Raw genomic sequence first — 17,468 nt, 5'->3', positions numbered from 1 at the left:
AGACCGCGATCTTTGCACAAAGTGCATCAGACCGCAAAGACAACCCGCCATGCTACGCTTGATGGCGGCAGATAAGCCTGTTAAAGAGTATTTTTTCGGCAGCGCTATCGTGAAATGGCAGGATGGTAGTCATCACATTGTCGCTGTTGTCGAGAGACTTTCTTTTGCGTCGCCAAAAGAAAGTATGCAACGAAAATGCGATCCCACTTCCGCTCGAAAGCGCTCTGAGGGGAATAAAATCCAAAGCGGTATTTGTTTTGCTGAAAAGCATCTTTGTATCTGAAGCGGACTTTTATCAAAGTTAAGATTTACCTCACTTTGAGCAATCAGGAATCACATGCATAATAACTCAATCTGTTTTCCAATAACCTGAGTTTATGCCTGATATTTTATCGATACGCAGCTACAGTACCAAACCTGTTGATCATTCACATGACTATTATCAGCTGGTACTTCCGTTACGGGGAAGTATTGCGATTAAAGTGGGAAACTTTAACGGCAAAGTAGCGGTTGGCGAATGTGTGATCGTTAGGAAGCATGAAAATCATCTTTTTACAGCGCCCCCTGAAGCGCGGTTTGTTGTTGCTGATATGAACTGCCTCCCAGTAAAAATTGATTCTTTTGACGGAGTGGTATTTGCGATTAATAAAACGCTGTCGTGCTATTTGCTGTTCATTGAAGAGCAATTACAGCAACAGTTAAACTTACAACTTGAACAATCTATGTTTCATACTTTTTATTTGTTGCTGTCTGAACAAACGTTGATGCCGAAGCTGGATGCTCGTATCGCTAACGCAATTCACTTTATACAAATGCATGTTCAACAAGTGCTTAGCATAGAGCAACTAGCGCAAGTGGCGTGTTTAAGCAGTACTCAGTTTAAAGTTTTATTTAAAAAGTACACCGGCATGACGGTGATGAACTTCGTCAGTAAATTGCGTATGGAGAAAGCGCAAGCTTTGCTACGACATACTGATTATCCAATTAATATTATTGGCGAAAAAGTTGGCTACCCAGAACAGGCTGCATTTAGCCGCAAATTTTCAAAACACTTTGGCCTTCCTCCAACACGATTTAAATCATAACTTCCGTCTTCATCGATATAAAAACCGTCCTTTTGGTAAAAAGCTAAGTGTATTTCCCTTGTAATATACACCTAAGTCATTCTTAGTGTTATGGGGTAAAAGTAGCAATGGCAAGTGCGCGTTTTCACAGTATTCTAGCGGTAATAGTGGCGAGTTTTTTGTGGGGAACTACCGGAACCGTTGCTCATTTTTCTCCCGATATTAGCCCATTAGCGATTGGCGCTTTTGCCATGGGCGGAGGCGGCGTACTTCTTTGTATTTTAGCGAGAAAAGAGCTAGATAAGAATTTACCTTTAATGAGAAAAATGCCAATTGTGCTTATCGGCGGTGGTTTGTGCGTGGCCTTGTACCCATTAGCCTTTTATACTGCAATGCGCTGGTCAGGTGTTGCCATTGGCACTGTCGTATCAATTGCAAGCGCACCACTTTTCTCTGCAATATTAGAGCGTCTTTTTTGCAAAAAGAATGTATCGGCGAGATGGTGCGTCAGTTTTGTCATTGGCGCAAGCGGCGTTGTATTGCTTAGTATGGGAAAGTCAGCTGATGGCTACTTACCGATTGATGTTAGCTTGCAGCGGCTAGGTATTATGCTTGGTTTGGTAGCAGGTTTAACGTATGCAGCCTACTCTTTGCTGGTAAAGCATATGATCAACAAAGGAGTAAGCTCAACATCTTCAATGGCGGGGATATTTGGTATTGCGGCTACATTGCTTCTACCGTCCCTATTTTTTACCGGTGAAAACTTGTTCCGCACGCCTGAAAATACTTTGGTTGTACTATATATGGCATTCGTGCCGATGTTTTTAGGTTATTTATTGTTCGGGTTTGGGCTTAAGTCAGTTGAAGTAAGTTCAGCTACTCTAATTACCTTGATTGAACCGCTCGTTGCAACGCTTTTAGCCGTTTGGATTGTAGGAGAGGTATTTACGTTTAAAGGTTGGCTGGGAATGCTGTTGGTTTGTGTATGTATTGTTATTCAGTCTGTAAACTTTAAATCTGCATTGCGCAGTGCGTATTGAAATAAGATGTTCATCTGACTTCAATAGTGGCGAATTCAGGAGTGTTATTGCGATTGCTATCACGGGTAAATTTTTATTCAGTAAAACTCAGCGACCGCAATTCGCTTATATTGTAAATCGCCTGTACGCTAAAAACGGAAATGTTTAGGGGGCGAGACTAAGCCCTCATATCCTGTCTTTGCCCCTAAATCTTTTGGTCATCATTTCAACAGCCCAGCCTAAGTGGCTAGTCCGTATTTTCACCTGCGGTGAGATACTTTCTTTTGCGTCGCCAAAAGAAAGTATCCAAAGAAAATGCGACCCCACTTCCGCTCGAAAGCCCAACTGCTCATGCGCTGCCCAAGGCGAAAACGTAACTCGCGCGGCGCTACCGTCGCCGCACTCAAACACCCGTTTTCTTAAAACCTTGGCCAACGATGTTCAGTCGGCTCGCTCTAAGGGGAATAAAAATTCGCTTAGCTGAATAGCTTGTTTGTACCATTTGCAGACGTTCACCAACATTCATCTCAATTGGTACTATGGGCAGTTTCAGTACGTTACCTCTGAGTACCCTATTTTAAAGGCATTATTGTTCTAACCCAATGACTTGATTGGCAAGCTAATCCAAAAGCCGATGCTCGCGACATCTACATCAAGCCATGCTTGCGAAGGCAATGACCTCCCTAACAGCTTGGCAAATCAAATAAATTGAGTCCAACAAGACTGAATATAAGCCCTTTAAAACAGGATTCATTTCATTGATTAACCTGGTCTTACAACCTCTTTTCCATGGAAGTTTGAACTAGATTAAACTCTAGAAATCTACCTTAGTAAAAAAATTTGGAACCTTAAGGTGTCAAGTGGCAACCTTAAGGTGTCAAATTGGATTCTTAAGGTTACAATAGGCATATACGTTTCAAATAAATCGTTACCAGAAAAAATAAGGAAAGCTGTTATGCCAGCTCTAAAAACTACTGCTGAATTAGAATACGAATATCTTAAGTGGCATGGATACATTCATTTACTAGCTGGGATTTTAATTTTATCTGTGATATCAGCAAATCTTTTCGAGCTTGTGAATGGAAGAGTTTTGGGGCTCATCATTGTCATTGCTTCAGGAATAATATTTACCGTAATTTATTTATTAGCATCATGGAAACTACAGGGAAATTTTTCATTTTCGAAGCAAGCATGGAGAGGTACATTTGAAGATGAATTTTTGAATATGGTAAGCCTCAAAGCGTATAAAGTCGGTTATATTGCCGTAATCTTAGCATTTATACCGGGGGTGTTAGGTGTTTATAATTTTGTTCCTCTCTCACGAGAAGATTTAATTACATGTTTTTTGGGAATAAGCGCTGTCGCTTACGGAATTACAATAGTAGTAGGGTTGAGAAAGGACAATGAGTAGAATAGTTTCAAATAACATTGTTGTGCATCGCGCTGAAAAGGGTATTTCTCAACAAAAGCTAGCAGCTGCTATTGGCGTATCTCGAAAAACAATTAGTACCATTGAAACAGGCAGGTTCACGCCTTCTGTTCAGATTGCTCTGTGCATTGCAGAGTATTTTAATACGCCGGTTGAATCCATTTTCAGACTAGAAAAACCTTCTAACTAATTAATTTATATCAAATAGGTAACGAGTATCACAGTGCTATTAGAAATCCTTTACCGAATCGTCACTCGACATGGGTCCGTAACGGATTGCTGAGTATCGATAAGCTTCGAGGTCAGATACCGAGAGTGCAACCCTGAACGAGTCTATCGGTTTAGCCGCTGAGATCTACGAAGGCTCAAACACCGACCTGCAGAGCCCGAAAGCTAAGAAAAAGTAGCTTCGGGGGTCAGATACCGAGAGTTTGTGGGACCAGTCATTAGCATTAATTTTGCTAACACTGCTATGCTTTTAAGCCCATTACGTTGCAAGCCGAGCAAGTTTGCACGATCAAGGTTTTAAGACGAGGGGTGTTTGAGAGAGGGGCGGTAGCGCCGAGCGAGTTACCTCGTCGCCTTGGTCGGACAAAATTGAACGGGCTTTCGCCACAACGTGGGTCGAATTTTCTTTGGTAACTTTCTTTTGGCGAAACAAAAGAAAGTTACTCGCCAATGGCGAAAAAGTTGTTTCTTTAATAAGTTATTGCGGACATGCGCAAAACATTTTGGCGCAGCTGGAATGCCTGTTACTCGCTCAAAGCTAGCCTTATGTTTATCATTTATAACTCGAAATTTCCGGGGCAAGCCAAGCGAGTGCAGATAAATTTACGACTATTTATTCTAATTCTTCCTCTGCATCAGAAAAAATAGGCTCGTACTCTAACTGGTGACGCATCCATTCATTAGCGACTGAAGCATCGCTTTCAATTTTTTTCTCTATCTCTAGTGTTTCGCGATACTGAGTTGCAGCGGCTGTTAATGTCCAACTGCATTTATGGCCGCGTTCTTCAACATGGGTTTTGATCTTAGAAATATCGATTTTAAAAAACTCTTTTCTTGGGTTTATTTTATTCATTTGCGCACGAAGAAAGTAGCGATGTAAGTCACGCTCAAGCGCGGGTGCATCTTCGCTCCAGATCATGGCATGAACATCAAAGGGGAATGGTACGCTAGCATCGCCGAGCTCTCGAACCCTATCAAGTGGTTCTAAACGTCGCGTCATACCAACTTTATAGATGTTTTCACCAAATGACCCGACATTAGAAATTACATAAACATGGCCAGTTCTAGTTTGTTGAGCCATGGATAAGGCGCGTTGGTTCCTTGCTTCCGCTTCCGTAAGCTTACCCTGAAGCTCACTTAGCTTTTGCTCATACTCAGCACGTTGATCTTCGGTTGCTTTTTCCAGTTGGGTGAGCAATTTGCTCACTGCTTTTTGGATTGCCGCCTCTTCCTTCGCAGCATCTTTAATAGCACGTTCAAATTCACGCTGTGCCTTTTGCTCTTCTCTTATCTGATCACGTATTCTACGCTGCTCTTCTCGTTCATTTTCGCGTATGGTATTAACCGCTGTTGCCCAATGAAGCTCATCAATTCGGGACGTTAAATATTCTTCAGTGATTTGGGCGTTTCTAAACGCTTTACCATTTTGATTTACAAGTGATGCAGCGTCTCTTATTTCAGCTTCTAATTTTCCAAAGTTATCAGTTTTAGATCGCGATAAAATTGAATCAACCTTGCCGTTAAATGCATCAATAACAAAATTGATAGCCGTTTTAGCTCTGCCTTTTTCAACATAATCACAGGTAGCTGCACGCTCGGAAGTCACAAGCAGTTTTGTTCGTTCTCTTGCAAGTTTTAGCTCTTTACCTGCATCGTCAAACGCATACATCTCTGCCAGTTCATCAAGTAATCCATATGTTGGCTTCATGTACTCATCGCCATAGCCATTGATAACGTTTTTCAATGCTTGGATCACGCCTTCTAAACGATCAGCTTCCTTTAAAGCTCTGTAAGCATCACCAGCAATTTCCTCAGCACTTTCTTTTGCTTTGTTTATGATAATGTCTGCTTGTGCATTAGCCTCAGTCAAAAGTGCTGATGCTCGTTCTCTTTTAGATTTAGTATCAGCGTTAGTGTCTCGTCGGAGTACATCGACTTCCAGTTGAGCTTTATCAATAATCGATTTAGATTCATTAGCTGCGCGTTCCAGTAGTTCAGTAATTTGTTGCTGACAATCGTGTTCCCGAGTGAGGATTTCAGATTTTAAACGGTCAAGCTCTATAGAAGCATCTCTAACATCAGAGAATTGGGATAATGAGTTAACCTCAGCGCTTAAATCTTCAACCTTCTTGTTAAGTTTAGTCTTTACCGAATGAAGCCTTTCAATTAATAAAATTATTGTGACTAAAAAAATGATTGTAATGAGGATAAAAATTTGTTCCATATTGGTCTCACGTCCTTGTTTATAAAGTTGCTTGGGCTAATTAGCCAAGCAAAAATAACATATCATCAAAAAAATATACTCAAGTATCTGTAAATATGATTAATACATTACACCTATTATGAGGCTTGGCTGGCTAAGGTTTTTCCCACATTACTCTGTAAAACTTAGCTTCGAGTAACCTAGCTTCGGAGTCATATACCAAGACCAGTCCGATGTGCTTTTAAGCCCATTACGTTGCAAGCCGAGCAAGTTTGCACGACCAAGGTTTTAAGACGAGGGGTGTTTGAGTGAGGGGCGGTAGCGCCGAGCGAGTTACCTCGTCGCCTTGGGCGGGCAAAATTGAACGGGCTTTCGCCGCAACGTGGGTCGCCTTTTCTTTGCGAGACTTTCTTTTGGCGATGCAAAAGAAAGTCTCTCACCGCAAGGTGACAGCTTAGCTAAACGCTTACCACTGGGTGGTTATGCTACAGATAACCGAACCGCAACAAACAATTAAATAACAGTACTTAACGCGCTATCGCATGTCAAAATCAGTTAAGCGCTACGATGAAAAGAGTCACTTTGTGTAATGACAATAAAGTTTGCCCGTAAGGGTAAAACAAGACAATATAGTTTGCCCGTAAGCGATGAATCAATCAATAAAGCTTACCAGTAAAACGTAAACTCAATATTCCTCCATGCACACTCACTAGCTGCAAATCAGTATGACAAAACATAGCGATCAGACATTAACTGACGAGCAGATCTCAACTGCTGGAAATTTAACGCGTGCGGTAAGCCTTGAAGCTGCTGAGTAATTGCGGGTGCCAGACGGTGCCACTTAGTAACATTAGGTAACTATTCGGTTGTTGTTTACGGTAACAAGATGAAAATGAACCCACTTATAAAAAACGAACACGAATATGAAGCTGCTTTAGAAGCAAATGAGCAACTGATGGAAGCTGAGCCAAAACACGCCTGAAGGTGAAAAGTTTAATGCCTAGGCAAAAATAATCGAAGAGTATGATCATATTTATCACAAGCTCAAGGATTAATCCAGTGCTTGGTTGTTATTTGAATCGTCACAAAGTGCCAAAAGCAGTCATAGATTATTTTAAATCGGGCCCTGAAAGCAGACACTCAGTGTCTTCGTGTCAGATCTAAAAAGTACGATGTAGCAGAAGCCCATTAGTCGCTAGTTTAAAATCTGTTAATGGGTGGAAAGAAGTCATTGACAAATTATGATCTTTTAAATAATTCAATTGCCCTTAAAAATAGAATATTTGGGTGAGTTTCAAGCCCAAAGCGGGAATTGAGTGATACTTAGACCACTACAGAATATTCGTATAAGTCGACTCGTTAGTAATCAGCAAAAATACTATTAGGTATTAAAAATACATGAGCAGACACTGTCCATATTTTCTTGCAACTGTCGTCATAACTGAACTCAATAAAATATCAACGTTATTCTGTGAAGTTGGTCACATCAACAAATGAATATTGATATGACCGATGATTTGTTATTTAGCAGTGTTCCCATGAACGAAACGATACAGCACAGGTAAAACGAATAGTGTCAAAAGTGTCGATGAAATAATCCCACCTATAACAACTGTAGCAAGCGGACGTTGTACTTCTGCGCCCGTGCCTACGTTAAGTGCCATCGGCACAAAGCCTAAACTAGCAACCAACGCTGTCATTAACACTGGTCTTAGCCGAGTTATCGCACCATCAACGATAGAGTGAACAAGTTCACCCGTCTCCTCAAAACGTTGACGAATAAATGACAACATCACCAAGCCATTTAGCACAGCGATACCGGAAAGCGCTATGAAGCCAACGCCAGCCGATATAGATAGAGGCATATCACGCAACCAGAGTGCTAAAATGCCGCCGGTGAGCGCTAGTGGTACACCTGTAAATATAATCAGGGCGTCTTTAACTGAGCCAAAGGCGATGACCAGAAGCGTTACGATAATAAATAAAGTAGCCGGTACAACGATGGATAACCTATTGCTGGCACTTTCAAGCTGTTCAAATGTGCCGCCATAGTCAAGCCAATATCCGGCTGGTAAATCAACCTGTTGGGCAATCATTTGCTTAGCTTCTTGCACGAATGAACCCAAGTCGCGTTCCCTGACATTAGCGGTAACAACCACTCGTCGCTTACCATTTTCTCTACTTATTTGACTAGGCACAGAGGAAAAGCCCAATTCTGCTACTTCTGACAGCGGAACGTATTCGCCATTTGCCGTTACAAGTGGAATATCACCCAATTCTTCAAGGTTCGCTCTGATGTTTTCATCAAACCTTACAATGAGACCAAATCGTCGGTCGCCTTCGTATATAAGTCCAGCTTCACTCCCTCCAATCCCTGCATGTAACCAAACCTGTAAATCCGTAATGTCCAAGCCGTGCCTTGCAAGCATGATGGGTTTAGGATTGATAGTAAAGATGGGAACATCGTCGACTTGTTCCAGACGAGCATCGGCTACCCCTTCAATCGTTTGCAATACCTGCAATATCTGGTTGGCAGAGGTGACTAGTGTGTCCAAGTCATCACCAAATACCTTAATCCCTAAATCAGCGCGTACCCCACTTATTAGCTCGTTAAATCGCATTTGAATGGGCTGTGTGAATTCGTAGTTATTGCCGGGGATTTCGCTTAGCTCTTGTTCTAATTGCTCAACGAAATCCGTTTTGGATAAACTAGGATCTGGCCATTCACTTCGCGGCTTTAACATCACAAAGGTATCCGTCACATTCGGCGGCATCGCGTCAGTGGCCACCTCGGCAGTGCCGGTTTTTGCAAACACGGTTTTAACTTGTGCATACTCCATGATTTTGGTTTCGAGTTGTTTTTGCATCTCAACAGCTTGCTCGATACCGGTTCCCGGCACGCGCATGGCATGCAGCGCAATGTCTCCCTCGTCAAGTTGCGGAATAAACTCTGTCCCAAGTCGTGTGGCTAACACAATGCTCACCACCACAAGCGCCGTTGCCGCACCTATCACTAACCAGCGCATCTTCAATGCGCCATGCAACAAAGGCGCGTAAACACGTTTAGCGCCAACAATAATTGGGCTTTCTTTTTCACTTATTTTGCCGTTCATGAATATGGCAACCGCAGCTGGCACAATAGTGATAGAAAAAACCATTGCTGATAGCAATGCGATAATGACAGTCGCCGCCATCGGGTGAAACATCTTGCCTTCTACCCCAGACAATGAGAACAACGGGATGTATACGACCGTGATAATCAGCACACCAAACAAACTGGGACGGATCACCTCATTGGTGGCTTCAAGTACTAATACCAAACGGTATTTAAGCGACAAAATCGCACCTGTGCGTTTTTGTTGCTCTGATAAACGACGAATACAGTTTTCAACGATGATCACTGCACCATCAACAATCAGCCCAAAGTCTAGTGCACCTAGGCTCATTAAGTTTGCCGACACGCCAGCCTGCACCATCCCTGTAATTGTCGCTAGCATCGCAAGTGGAATGACCGCAGCGGTGATCAAAGCAGCGCGAACATTACCCAGCAGAAGGAACAGAACAACAATAACTAACAGTGCTCCTTCAACCAAATTTTTCTGCACCGTGGCAATCGCTTTATCGACCAAGCTTGTGCGATCATATACGGCTTGGATAATGACACCATCGGGTAAACTGCGTTGGATCTCAGCAACCTTTTCAGCGACAGCTAACGCAACAGCGCGTGAGTTTTCTCCCACTAGCATCATTGCAGTGCCGAGCACTGTTTCAACCCCTTCACTGGTCGCCGCACCTGTGCGCAGCTCTTTGCCAATAGCAACAGAGCCAATATCTTTTACCTTTACCGGCACCGAATCGATACGAGTAACTACGACATTTTCGATATCTTCAATCGTTTGCAGTTGAGCTTGTGAGCGCACCAATATCTGACGTCCATTTTGCTCAATAAATCCGCCACCTTGGTTAGCGTTGTTTCTCGCTAATGCGGTTGATAAATCAGCCATGCTGACGTTAAAGCTCAGCATTTTTTGTGGTGAGGGATTGACATGATATTGCTTGGTATAGCCACCAATTGCGTTCACTTCTGTCACGCCTTTCACCAGCGCTAATTGAGGCTTAACTACCCAGTCGTGAATCTCACGCAATGCCATCGCATCAAAAACACTTCCGTCACGTTGCTGTGAGCCTTTATTTGCGCTTAGGGTATACATAAATATCTCCCCTAAGCCGGTTGCTATGGGTCCCATCTCAGGCTCAAGCCCTTCGGGTAGCTGACTTTTTATCGCACCCAATCGTGCATTAATAAGGTTTCGAGCAAAGTATAAATCGGTTCCTTCGTCAAACACGGCTGTGACCTGAGATAAACCATAGCGAGATAGTGAACGGGTATATGTTAAACTGGGTAACCCAGCTAATGCGGTTTCTACCACAAACGTGATACGCTGCTCCGTTTCAAGAGGCGAATAGCCTTGTGCTTGAGTATTGATTTGTACTTGCACATTAGTAATGTCAGGCACCGCATCAATAGGTAATTTGTGGTAGCTCCACAAGCCTAAGCCTGTGATAAACAGGATCAACAACATCATGATCCCGCGCCGTTCAATAGAGATTCTAAGGATAGACTCAATCATACTGCTACCCCCTGTCGATTTTGCAACGGCTGACTACGAAAGCAAATAGCGTTAGCCATCAATAATGGTTTAGTGATCATGACCAGCCTCCGACTTCTCTAAATCTGCCTTTATCACGTAGCTATTTTGGCTAACAATGTGCTCACCTATCGCCAGCCCTTCTAACACAGCAATGTGCAAATTATCAGCTACACCTAGCCTAACGGGGCGTGGATGATACTCATTACCGAGTTTGACAAAGACAACTTGCTTGCCTTCAAAGATTTGAACTGCCGATTTGGGAATGCGCATTGAAACATCCGTGGTGGCGATGGTGATCTGTGCTTTAACGAGTGTACCAATAGGCCAATTGCCATCATTATTGGCAAGTTTAACAAATGCTAAGGTATATGGCTTTGCTTCGCTAGCAGGTGCAATATGACTAATTGAAGAAGTTTGCGCGATGTCTTCGTAGTTTAAGATTACCGCTTGTTCAGCGGCTACCGAAATTCGCTGGCTCGGAAACAATTTCAATTGTGCCCAAACGGTATCATAATTCGCAATTGAAAACAGGATCTGCCCATTGGATAGCTCACCTGCATTGGCATGACGCGCAATGACCGTGCCGGAAAACGGCGAGGTTAGCTGATATTGTTTTAGACTCTCATTTGACTCAACCGTAGCAAGTACATCCCCTTTTTTTACACGATCACCAAGCGTTACTGTTACCTTAGTTATCACACCATCAAACCGTGCTCTAATGTGACTAAGTGATGCAGGATCGCTAATAATATCCCCGTACACTGTGACTGTACTGTCAATCTGACCACCACTGACCACCGTTGTTTGAATACCGGATTGTTGAGCCACTTTGTCTGACATTACAACCATCTTTTGGTCGTTGTGCGTGCCATTTTCGCCGTGGTCATCCTCGCCCGCTTGGCTAATGAATGATAGTAAAATTAAAAGTGCCAATAGCACACCAGTTAATGTTAGCTTAGGGCTGACTTTATTAAAAAATGTGTGCTCAATGATTTTTTTATACATAATTATTGCTCTATAAAATTAGTGTTAGAAACGACGTCGTCGGTGCTTTTTGTCATCGCTATACCCGTTAGTGCTTCGATATCGGCATTTCGTTGATGAGCTATTTTGGCCGCCTGAATAAGGGCGAGTTGTGCACTGAGCAATTCTTTGCGCGTGGTCACCCACTCTAAGTAGCTAAAACGCCCATCGGAATATGCCGCTTCGACTAAACCCAGAGCTTCTTTCAGTGGAGGAATAACATCATTTTGTAAGGTATTAACTTCCAACAAAGCACGATTGCGAGCATCAATGGCTTGATTCACTCGATGATAAAGCTCACGCTCACTGGCTTGTTTTTGAAGTTCGATTTGGTCAAGACGAGCCTTCTGAGCTTCGTATTCACCTAAATTGCGGGTATTTGTAAATAACGGGACACTAGCACCTGCCACAAAAGCGAGTTCGTCGATGCCGTTCATTCGCCTAACACCCGCTGTCCATGTGATATCAGGGGAATTGCTCGCTTGTGTCAGCCTAATTTGGGCATCTTGCACTCTGGATTGCTGTGCAAACTGCGCAATATGTGGACTTTTAGATAGAGCTCCTATTAAATAATTGAATTCATTCGAGCCTGTGGGTGTGGGTAACGTATAGAGTTGTCCATAAACGCCTGTAAAAACAGGGTTTGTATCTCCCCACATAATCGAAAGACTTTTAATATTGGATTGCAGTTGCTGTTGTACAGTGACGACATTAAGGCGAGCCTCCGCTAATGACGCTTGTGCACGTTTTTCCTCTAACAACGGCGATGCGCCGGCTTCCACACGCTTAACAACAGCCTGATAGGCATAGTTAGCAAGCTGTTCGGCTTGTTGCATGGCGCTGAGCGTTTCTTGTGTTGCCAGTACATCGATGTAGCGACGCGTGACCTCAGCCAACAGATCGAGACTGACAATTTGCCTTTGGATGGCGAGCTGATTACGCTTAGCGTCAATGACTTGCCCTCTAGCGTGTAATTTGTAACCAAGCTCTATTACTGAGGATAAGGTCAGCGTTACCTCCGCTTCTTTAATGCCGGAGACTTCACCCGTACCTAATACATTTTCGACTTCCACGCCCAGAGAGTAAGCAGGCTTGAGCGCAGCCGTTTTGGCATCACTCTTTAGAATTTGTTGTTTGACCGAAAATTCGTACAAAAGTGGCTCATTTGCCATAGTTCTTTTGATTGCGTTTTCAAGTGTTATGGTCTGAAATACATTTTCATTCATGGATGCAAACGCTGTGCAACTCATGAGCAGAAATACCCCTGTCATACTCCATGCTTTAACACACAGGAGAGATTGAAATTTAATTTTCATAATGTGTCCAAAAAATTACATTTAACTATGCCGCTCAACCAACATTGAGAGGCTCAAACGAATTAATATAAGTTAAATTATTTTAAGAACAGGCTTTAGGGGGGCGCAGTAATCGATTGACAGGCGCGTCAATCACGGTGTTGAGGTAGAAAAACTGGTGGGATTGTTGGGTGGCATCAATAGACGCTAACGACGATTGGCCTAACCATTGAACATGTGTGCCATGACAATGCCCACAATGGTGACAGTCTGCCGGGTTGTGATGTGCATTATATTGCCCAGCAGTATCTTGCTCAGCGCCACCATTTACATCATCAGCAGATGGTGAGTGGCGGCTATCGTCCTTATGATGCTCGTGCTCATATTGAAGATGTTCTGTATCGACCACGTGGAAATCCTGTAAATTCGCGATAGCCGAAAATGACTGCAACAAAATCAGCATAATCGTTATGTATGCGAAGACAGATGTATTTTTCATCGAAAGTGTAAAAGACCTATAATTGTGTGGTTCTAAAAGCTTTGAGTAAAACTAAAGTCGAATGAACAAGTCAAAAGAATCATCACACATGCAACACGCTCAGTGTATCGCCTATTGTCCATCATGTAAGCTTTCATCTTGATGATTTTTCATCGCGACATGCTTCATCGGCAAATTCAAATTCGATAGTTGTGTGCACAAATTCAAAGCGCGACAAGGTTTCTTGAAAATGCGTTTTTAAGGCTTTCAATTTATCAATGGTGACATCCTGCTTTAAGACTAAATGCACCGACATCACGTTGTTCTCGCCATCCAGTGACCAAATATGAAAATGGTGGATGGCGTTTATCTCTGGCTCAGCAGTGAGCACATCACGGACCTCTTGCATTTGCTTTTCGTCGGGCGTCCCTTGTAAAAACAAAAGCAAGGTTTCTTTTAAATTGCGGACCACATTAAACAATATAAATAGAGTGAAACCAATTGACAAAATTGGGTCAAGAATAGGCCATGGTTTAAACATCAGGACTATGGAGACGATGAGCACAGCCACCCAACCTAATACATCTTCTAATAAATGCCAATTAAGTATTCGCTCATTCAGAGAGGTGCCCTCACTTAATTTGTAGGCTGCAAAACCATTCACTGCAATGCCGAAGATACTTAACAACAGCATGCCCTGAGCCTGCGGCATTTCGGGCTCGGACAGTCTTGGTATCGCTTCTACCAGTATCCAAATAGAGCCCACGGTAAGCACAAGGCCGTTTATTAATGCGCCAAGCAATGAGAAACGCTTATAGCCATAGGAAAATGTGTTGTTGGCATCTTTGTAGCCGAGTTTATTTAACACCCAAGACGTGCCGATAGATAAACTGTCGCCCAAATCATGGACGGCATCGGCCATGATGGCCGTGCTATTAGTTAGCCACCCACCAATAAACTCAATAATGGTGAACATTACATTTAAAAAGAACGCCCAACCGATGCGTTTCGATGCATTATTGCTACTGCCATGGTTGTGAGAATGTCCTGAGTGGTTATGCACGCTTCATCCTTATTTTTATGTCTGCCAAAATAGCCTGATTTTCTGCTGATATCGGCATAGGCTTAAACGGGCTGACACTCGCCCCACCGGTGTTACCCAGAGGGACCCAACCCAACATTGTTTTTGTAGCCGCACCAATGAGGCGAAATGCCTGACCAAACGCTTCCTTTAAATCGTGCTGACGGATGCCATGGCGCAGCATTTTATAATGCACCAAACAATGAAAATAGGTTGATTGCTGGCCGATAACGTGCGCATCTTCGAGTAACGCAAAGCTGCGTTGGGTATCGTTTAGCGTAGCGGCTTTGTTAGCGTCAATTAACTTCCGATTGATGTAAGGTTTGGCAGCTTCATAGAATGTCATACTTATTCCTCACTTGTTTGACTATGCTTGGTGGCATTGGCGATTTCTTGTTTGGCATCTTTTAAAATCATAAATGCACCACGGATAACAACAACAGCCACCACCGTGCCAATAAGCAAATCTGGCCAGCGTATATTTAACCACCAAACTAACGCACCTGAGATTATTACGCCGGTATTAGCGATAACATCGTTTGCCGAAAATATCCAACTTGCTCGCATGTGGACTTCATCATTTTTATGATTGCGAATAATCATTAAGCAAACAACATTGGCAATTAGGGCAACACCACCCATACCCATCATCAGCAATGATTCAGGCTCACTGCCCAGTACTGAGCGGCGAACAATATCGAGTAAAATCATAACACCCAACATGAGCTGAAAATAACCACTTATCTCGGCGGCATTGGCCTTGTGCAAGATGGATTTGCCAATCGCATAAAGACCAATCCCGTAGACCACCGCATCGGCTAGCATATCAAGTGAATCAGCAATGAGCGCAGTGGAGTCGGCGACAATACCCACACTCATTTCTACAAAAAACATAACTGTATTGATCCCAAGAAGCCAATACAGTACTGCCTTTTGCGAGGCGTCGTTGACTTCTACATCACACCCGCATCCACTCATATCCAAATCCAGTAATCCTATTGAATGACGCCAGTCTAAAGCCTATACTTAGTATAGAGTCAAGAATAACTTTGGAGACTTATGAAAATCGGAGAGCTGTCTACTAAAACTGGATGCAGTATCCAGTCTATTCGCTTTTATGAGCGAAATGGGTTACTTAAATCACCAGAACGTACAGAAGCCAACTACCGCCTCTATGATGAAGATTCATTGCGCCAAATAACCTTCATAAAACAATGTCGTTCTTTGGATATTTCAATAGCTGAGATAAAAGAGCTTATTTCCAACAAGCAAGAGCCCAATGAGAGTTGTGAAAGCATTAATGAAATGATTGATAAACATCTGATTGAGGTTACTAATCGAATAAAAGTGCTAACATCGCTAAAATCAACATTAAAAGAAATGAAAAATTCTTGTAGACATAATCAAAAAATAAAGGACTGTGGAGTGCTGCGAATACTTGGTGAATAGGCAATGGTAAATTAATCGTTTTATATTCTGTTTGGGCATAAAACTAGATTAGAAGCTGTAACAATTTTAGGTCCGGCTTACCTCAGAATCAGCCATCCTCAGGAAGTCAGGAAGTCAGGAAGTCATTTTAGTAGCGCTGAAAATCAAAGAAAATCGAGCGTCTTTTTACCAGCAGAAGTGATAAATCTAATCTGGGCTCCTCGGCATATCGTTATGACCATTACCAAAAAATATTACAGATTGACCAAATGTCTTCTTTTGGGTTTTTTGGCAATATATTCTTGCTGAATCATTTTCTGCGGTCCTCAATTAAAGTAGATATGTGAAGACTGGTTACTCGTTGCTCCGTGAATCACGAATCGGAGAAATATTATGATTTTACAAAGAGTTGAAAGTGAGAAAAGAATTCCATGGAATAAAGGAAAACTTATTGAGCAAAAACTGCCTTTAAAGGCTTCACAAGTCTGGTCAATCAGGACACTGCTTTTGAGGTCTGGAAATAAACGAGATTTAGCATTATTCAATCTTGCCATTGATAGCAAATTACGAGGATGCGATTTGGTTTCTCTAAAGCGCTCTGATGTCGCACACAGCAATCGCGTTCTCAGCAGAGCTACTGTAATGCAAAAGAAAACGCACAGCCCGGTTACCTTTGAGATAACGGATAAGACACGTACTGCTTTAGATGTATTGTTTGAAGAAGCAGGTATCAGACATGACGACTACATTTTCAAATCAAGGCTACATAACTCTCAGCATATAACAACGCGAACATACGCAAGGATTGTGGGACACTGGGTTGAGTCAATAGGGTTAGATGCCTCAGATTATGGAACACACTCCTTGAGGCGGACCAAAGCTTCGTTACTTTACAAGATGAGACATAATTTAAGAGAAATACAGATTTTACTTGAGCACAAGAAAATCGAAAGTACAATTCACTATTTAGGTATTACCTTCGAGGATGCTTTAGAGAGTTCGGAGCATCTTGATTTGTAACGAATAAAATTTAAGTTGATTCAAGGAAGTAGCTAGATCACGTATCTAACCACTTTACACATTTACGGCATGGCCGTGTAAAATATGTCATGATACTTATTGAAACCAGCATCTTTACGGAGTTACTTTTTAGTTATTTAGGTGACGAGGACTATCGTGGTTTGCAAAATTATTTACTACAACATATTGAAGTCTTTTCAGACCTTTACTAATCCCTAGAAAAAGCATTGTCTCGCCGTTGTCTGCTTTTGAATTTGGATCTAGACGACTTTAGTGATCTGCTTTTCGCTCATAGCAGCACATAGCTGAAGTTAGTTAATTGTTGGTACTTTCGGGTTAAAGTTCTGGAGCACAAAGATTGCATCGAGTGGTCAGTGTTTGGTGAAAACAGTGATAACTCAGTGTGTTTTTTTCACCGTTCTCATGGAATACAAAAAACCTTTAGTATCGAATAAACTAATTGCGCTGGCTGAAGAAACTGCGTTAGATCAACAAATGGACATATGATGTCAAAAGCAGATGATTAAATACTTCAGTTTAGCAAAATG

The 17,468-nt window shown here is 42.4% G+C and carries 15 protein-coding genes; 7 read left to right on the top strand and 8 right to left on the bottom strand.

Annotated features, from left to right (window positions below):
- Positions 1-49: 49 nt before the first annotated feature.
- The 5 genes from LMJ53_RS03125 to LMJ53_RS03105 all read left to right on the top strand — a co-directional run bounded on the left by LMJ53_RS03125 (position 50) and on the right by LMJ53_RS03105 (position 3,702).
- A complete protein-coding gene (locus tag LMJ53_RS03125) occupies positions 50-283 on the top strand; it encodes a hypothetical protein (protein ID WP_229584762.1) in 234 nt (77 codons plus the stop codon).
- Positions 284-377: 94 nt separating this feature from the next.
- On the top strand, positions 378-1,085 hold the full coding sequence (locus tag LMJ53_RS03120) for an AraC family transcriptional regulator (RefSeq protein WP_229584761.1): 708 nt from the start codon (positions 378-380) through the stop codon (positions 1,083-1,085).
- A gap of 107 nt (positions 1,086-1,192) precedes the next feature.
- Positions 1,193-2,104 (top strand): DMT family transporter, encoded by a 912-nt coding sequence (locus LMJ53_RS03115; RefSeq protein WP_229584760.1) that lies wholly within the window; start codon positions 1,193-1,195, stop codon positions 2,102-2,104.
- A 934-nt stretch (positions 2,105-3,038) separates the two neighbouring features.
- Complete coding sequence (locus LMJ53_RS03110; protein WP_229584759.1) at positions 3,039-3,494, top strand: hypothetical protein; 456 nt, start codon at positions 3,039-3,041, stop codon at positions 3,492-3,494.
- Positions 3,487-3,702, top strand: coding sequence for a helix-turn-helix transcriptional regulator (locus tag LMJ53_RS03105; RefSeq protein ID WP_229584758.1), 216 nt, complete (start codon positions 3,487-3,489; stop codon positions 3,700-3,702). The genes LMJ53_RS03110 and LMJ53_RS03105 overlap by 8 nt, the downstream gene beginning before the upstream one ends.
- A gap of 651 nt (positions 3,703-4,353) precedes the next feature.
- Here the strand turns inward: LMJ53_RS03105 and LMJ53_RS03095 are convergent.
- The 8 genes from LMJ53_RS03095 to LMJ53_RS03060 all read right to left on the bottom strand — a co-directional run bounded on the left by LMJ53_RS03095 (position 4,354) and on the right by LMJ53_RS03060 (position 15,450).
- Positions 4,354-5,964 (bottom strand): DUF4041 domain-containing protein, encoded by a 1,611-nt coding sequence (locus tag LMJ53_RS03095; RefSeq protein WP_229584757.1) that lies wholly within the window; start codon positions 5,962-5,964, stop codon positions 4,354-4,356.
- 1,499 nt (positions 5,965-7,463) lie between these two features.
- Positions 7,464-10,574 (bottom strand): efflux RND transporter permease subunit, encoded by a 3,111-nt coding sequence (locus tag LMJ53_RS03090; RefSeq protein WP_229584756.1) that lies wholly within the window; start codon positions 10,572-10,574, stop codon positions 7,464-7,466.
- A 69-nt stretch (positions 10,575-10,643) separates the two neighbouring features.
- Complete coding sequence (locus LMJ53_RS03085) at positions 10,644-11,600, bottom strand: efflux RND transporter periplasmic adaptor subunit (RefSeq protein WP_229584755.1); 957 nt, start codon at positions 11,598-11,600, stop codon at positions 10,644-10,646.
- A gap of 2 nt (positions 11,601-11,602) precedes the next feature.
- Positions 11,603-12,934 (bottom strand): TolC family protein, encoded by a 1,332-nt coding sequence (locus LMJ53_RS03080; protein WP_229584754.1) that lies wholly within the window; start codon positions 12,932-12,934, stop codon positions 11,603-11,605.
- Between the two features lie 82 nt (positions 12,935-13,016).
- Positions 13,017-13,322 (bottom strand): hypothetical protein, encoded by a 306-nt coding sequence (locus tag LMJ53_RS03075; protein WP_229584753.1) that lies wholly within the window; start codon positions 13,320-13,322, stop codon positions 13,017-13,019.
- A gap of 223 nt (positions 13,323-13,545) precedes the next feature.
- Complete coding sequence (locus LMJ53_RS03070) at positions 13,546-14,454, bottom strand: cation diffusion facilitator family transporter (RefSeq protein ID WP_229584752.1); 909 nt, start codon at positions 14,452-14,454, stop codon at positions 13,546-13,548.
- Positions 14,447-14,818: a DUF3703 domain-containing protein gene (locus tag LMJ53_RS03065; RefSeq protein WP_229584751.1), complete on the bottom strand. Its 372-nt coding sequence runs from the start codon at positions 14,816-14,818 to the stop codon at positions 14,447-14,449. Before LMJ53_RS03065 ends, LMJ53_RS03070 begins: the two co-directional genes overlap by 8 nt.
- Before the next feature lie 2 nt (positions 14,819-14,820).
- Positions 14,821-15,450: a cation transporter gene (locus LMJ53_RS03060; protein ID WP_229584750.1), complete on the bottom strand. Its 630-nt coding sequence runs from the start codon at positions 15,448-15,450 to the stop codon at positions 14,821-14,823.
- An 81-nt stretch (positions 15,451-15,531) separates the two neighbouring features.
- Between LMJ53_RS03060 and cadR the strand changes: the two genes are divergently transcribed.
- Positions 15,532-15,921 (top strand): Cd(II)/Pb(II)-responsive transcriptional regulator, encoded by a 390-nt coding sequence (gene cadR / locus LMJ53_RS03055; RefSeq protein ID WP_229584749.1) that lies wholly within the window; start codon positions 15,532-15,534, stop codon positions 15,919-15,921.
- A 372-nt stretch (positions 15,922-16,293) separates the two neighbouring features.
- Positions 16,294-16,920, top strand: coding sequence for a tyrosine-type recombinase/integrase (locus LMJ53_RS03050; RefSeq protein ID WP_229584748.1), 627 nt, complete (start codon positions 16,294-16,296; stop codon positions 16,918-16,920).
- Positions 16,921-17,468: the final 548 nt, after the last annotated feature.

Origin of the sequence: Rheinheimera sp. UJ51 (assembly GCF_020819615.1) — a bacterium.
GTDB lineage: Bacteria > Pseudomonadota > Gammaproteobacteria > Enterobacterales > Alteromonadaceae > Alishewanella > Alishewanella maricola.
This window is presented reverse-complemented; position numbering and strand designations above follow the sequence as displayed.

Bases quoted from the DNA above. Each gene is read 5' to 3' on its own strand.
- LMJ53_RS03125 (WP_229584762.1), top strand. From the start codon at position 50: ATGCTACGCTTGATGGCGGCAGATAAGCCTGTTAAAGAGTATTTTTTC.
- LMJ53_RS03120 (WP_229584761.1), top strand. From the start codon at position 378: ATGCCTGATATTTTATCGATACGCAGCTACAGTACCAAACCTGTTGAT.
- LMJ53_RS03115 (WP_229584760.1), top strand. From the start codon at position 1,193: ATGGCAAGTGCGCGTTTTCACAGTATTCTAGCGGTAATAGTGGCGAGT.
- LMJ53_RS03110 (WP_229584759.1), top strand. From the start codon at position 3,039: ATGCCAGCTCTAAAAACTACTGCTGAATTAGAATACGAATATCTTAAG.
- LMJ53_RS03105 (WP_229584758.1), top strand. From the start codon at position 3,487: ATGAGTAGAATAGTTTCAAATAACATTGTTGTGCATCGCGCTGAAAAG.
- LMJ53_RS03095 (WP_229584757.1), bottom strand. From the start codon at position 5,964: ATGGAACAAATTTTTATCCTCATTACAATCATTTTTTTAGTCACAATA.
- LMJ53_RS03090 (WP_229584756.1), bottom strand. From the start codon at position 10,574: ATGATTGAGTCTATCCTTAGAATCTCTATTGAACGGCGCGGGATCATG.
- LMJ53_RS03085 (WP_229584755.1), bottom strand. From the start codon at position 11,600: ATGTATAAAAAAATCATTGAGCACACATTTTTTAATAAAGTCAGCCCT.
- LMJ53_RS03080 (WP_229584754.1), bottom strand. From the start codon at position 12,934: ATGAAAATTAAATTTCAATCTCTCCTGTGTGTTAAAGCATGGAGTATG.
- LMJ53_RS03065 (WP_229584751.1), bottom strand. From the start codon at position 14,818: ATGACATTCTATGAAGCTGCCAAACCTTACATCAATCGGAAGTTAATT.
- LMJ53_RS03060 (WP_229584750.1), bottom strand. From the start codon at position 15,450: ATGAGTGGATGCGGGTGTGATGTAGAAGTCAACGACGCCTCGCAAAAG.
- cadR (WP_229584749.1), top strand. From the start codon at position 15,532: ATGAAAATCGGAGAGCTGTCTACTAAAACTGGATGCAGTATCCAGTCT.
- LMJ53_RS03050 (WP_229584748.1), top strand. From the start codon at position 16,294: ATGATTTTACAAAGAGTTGAAAGTGAGAAAAGAATTCCATGGAATAAA.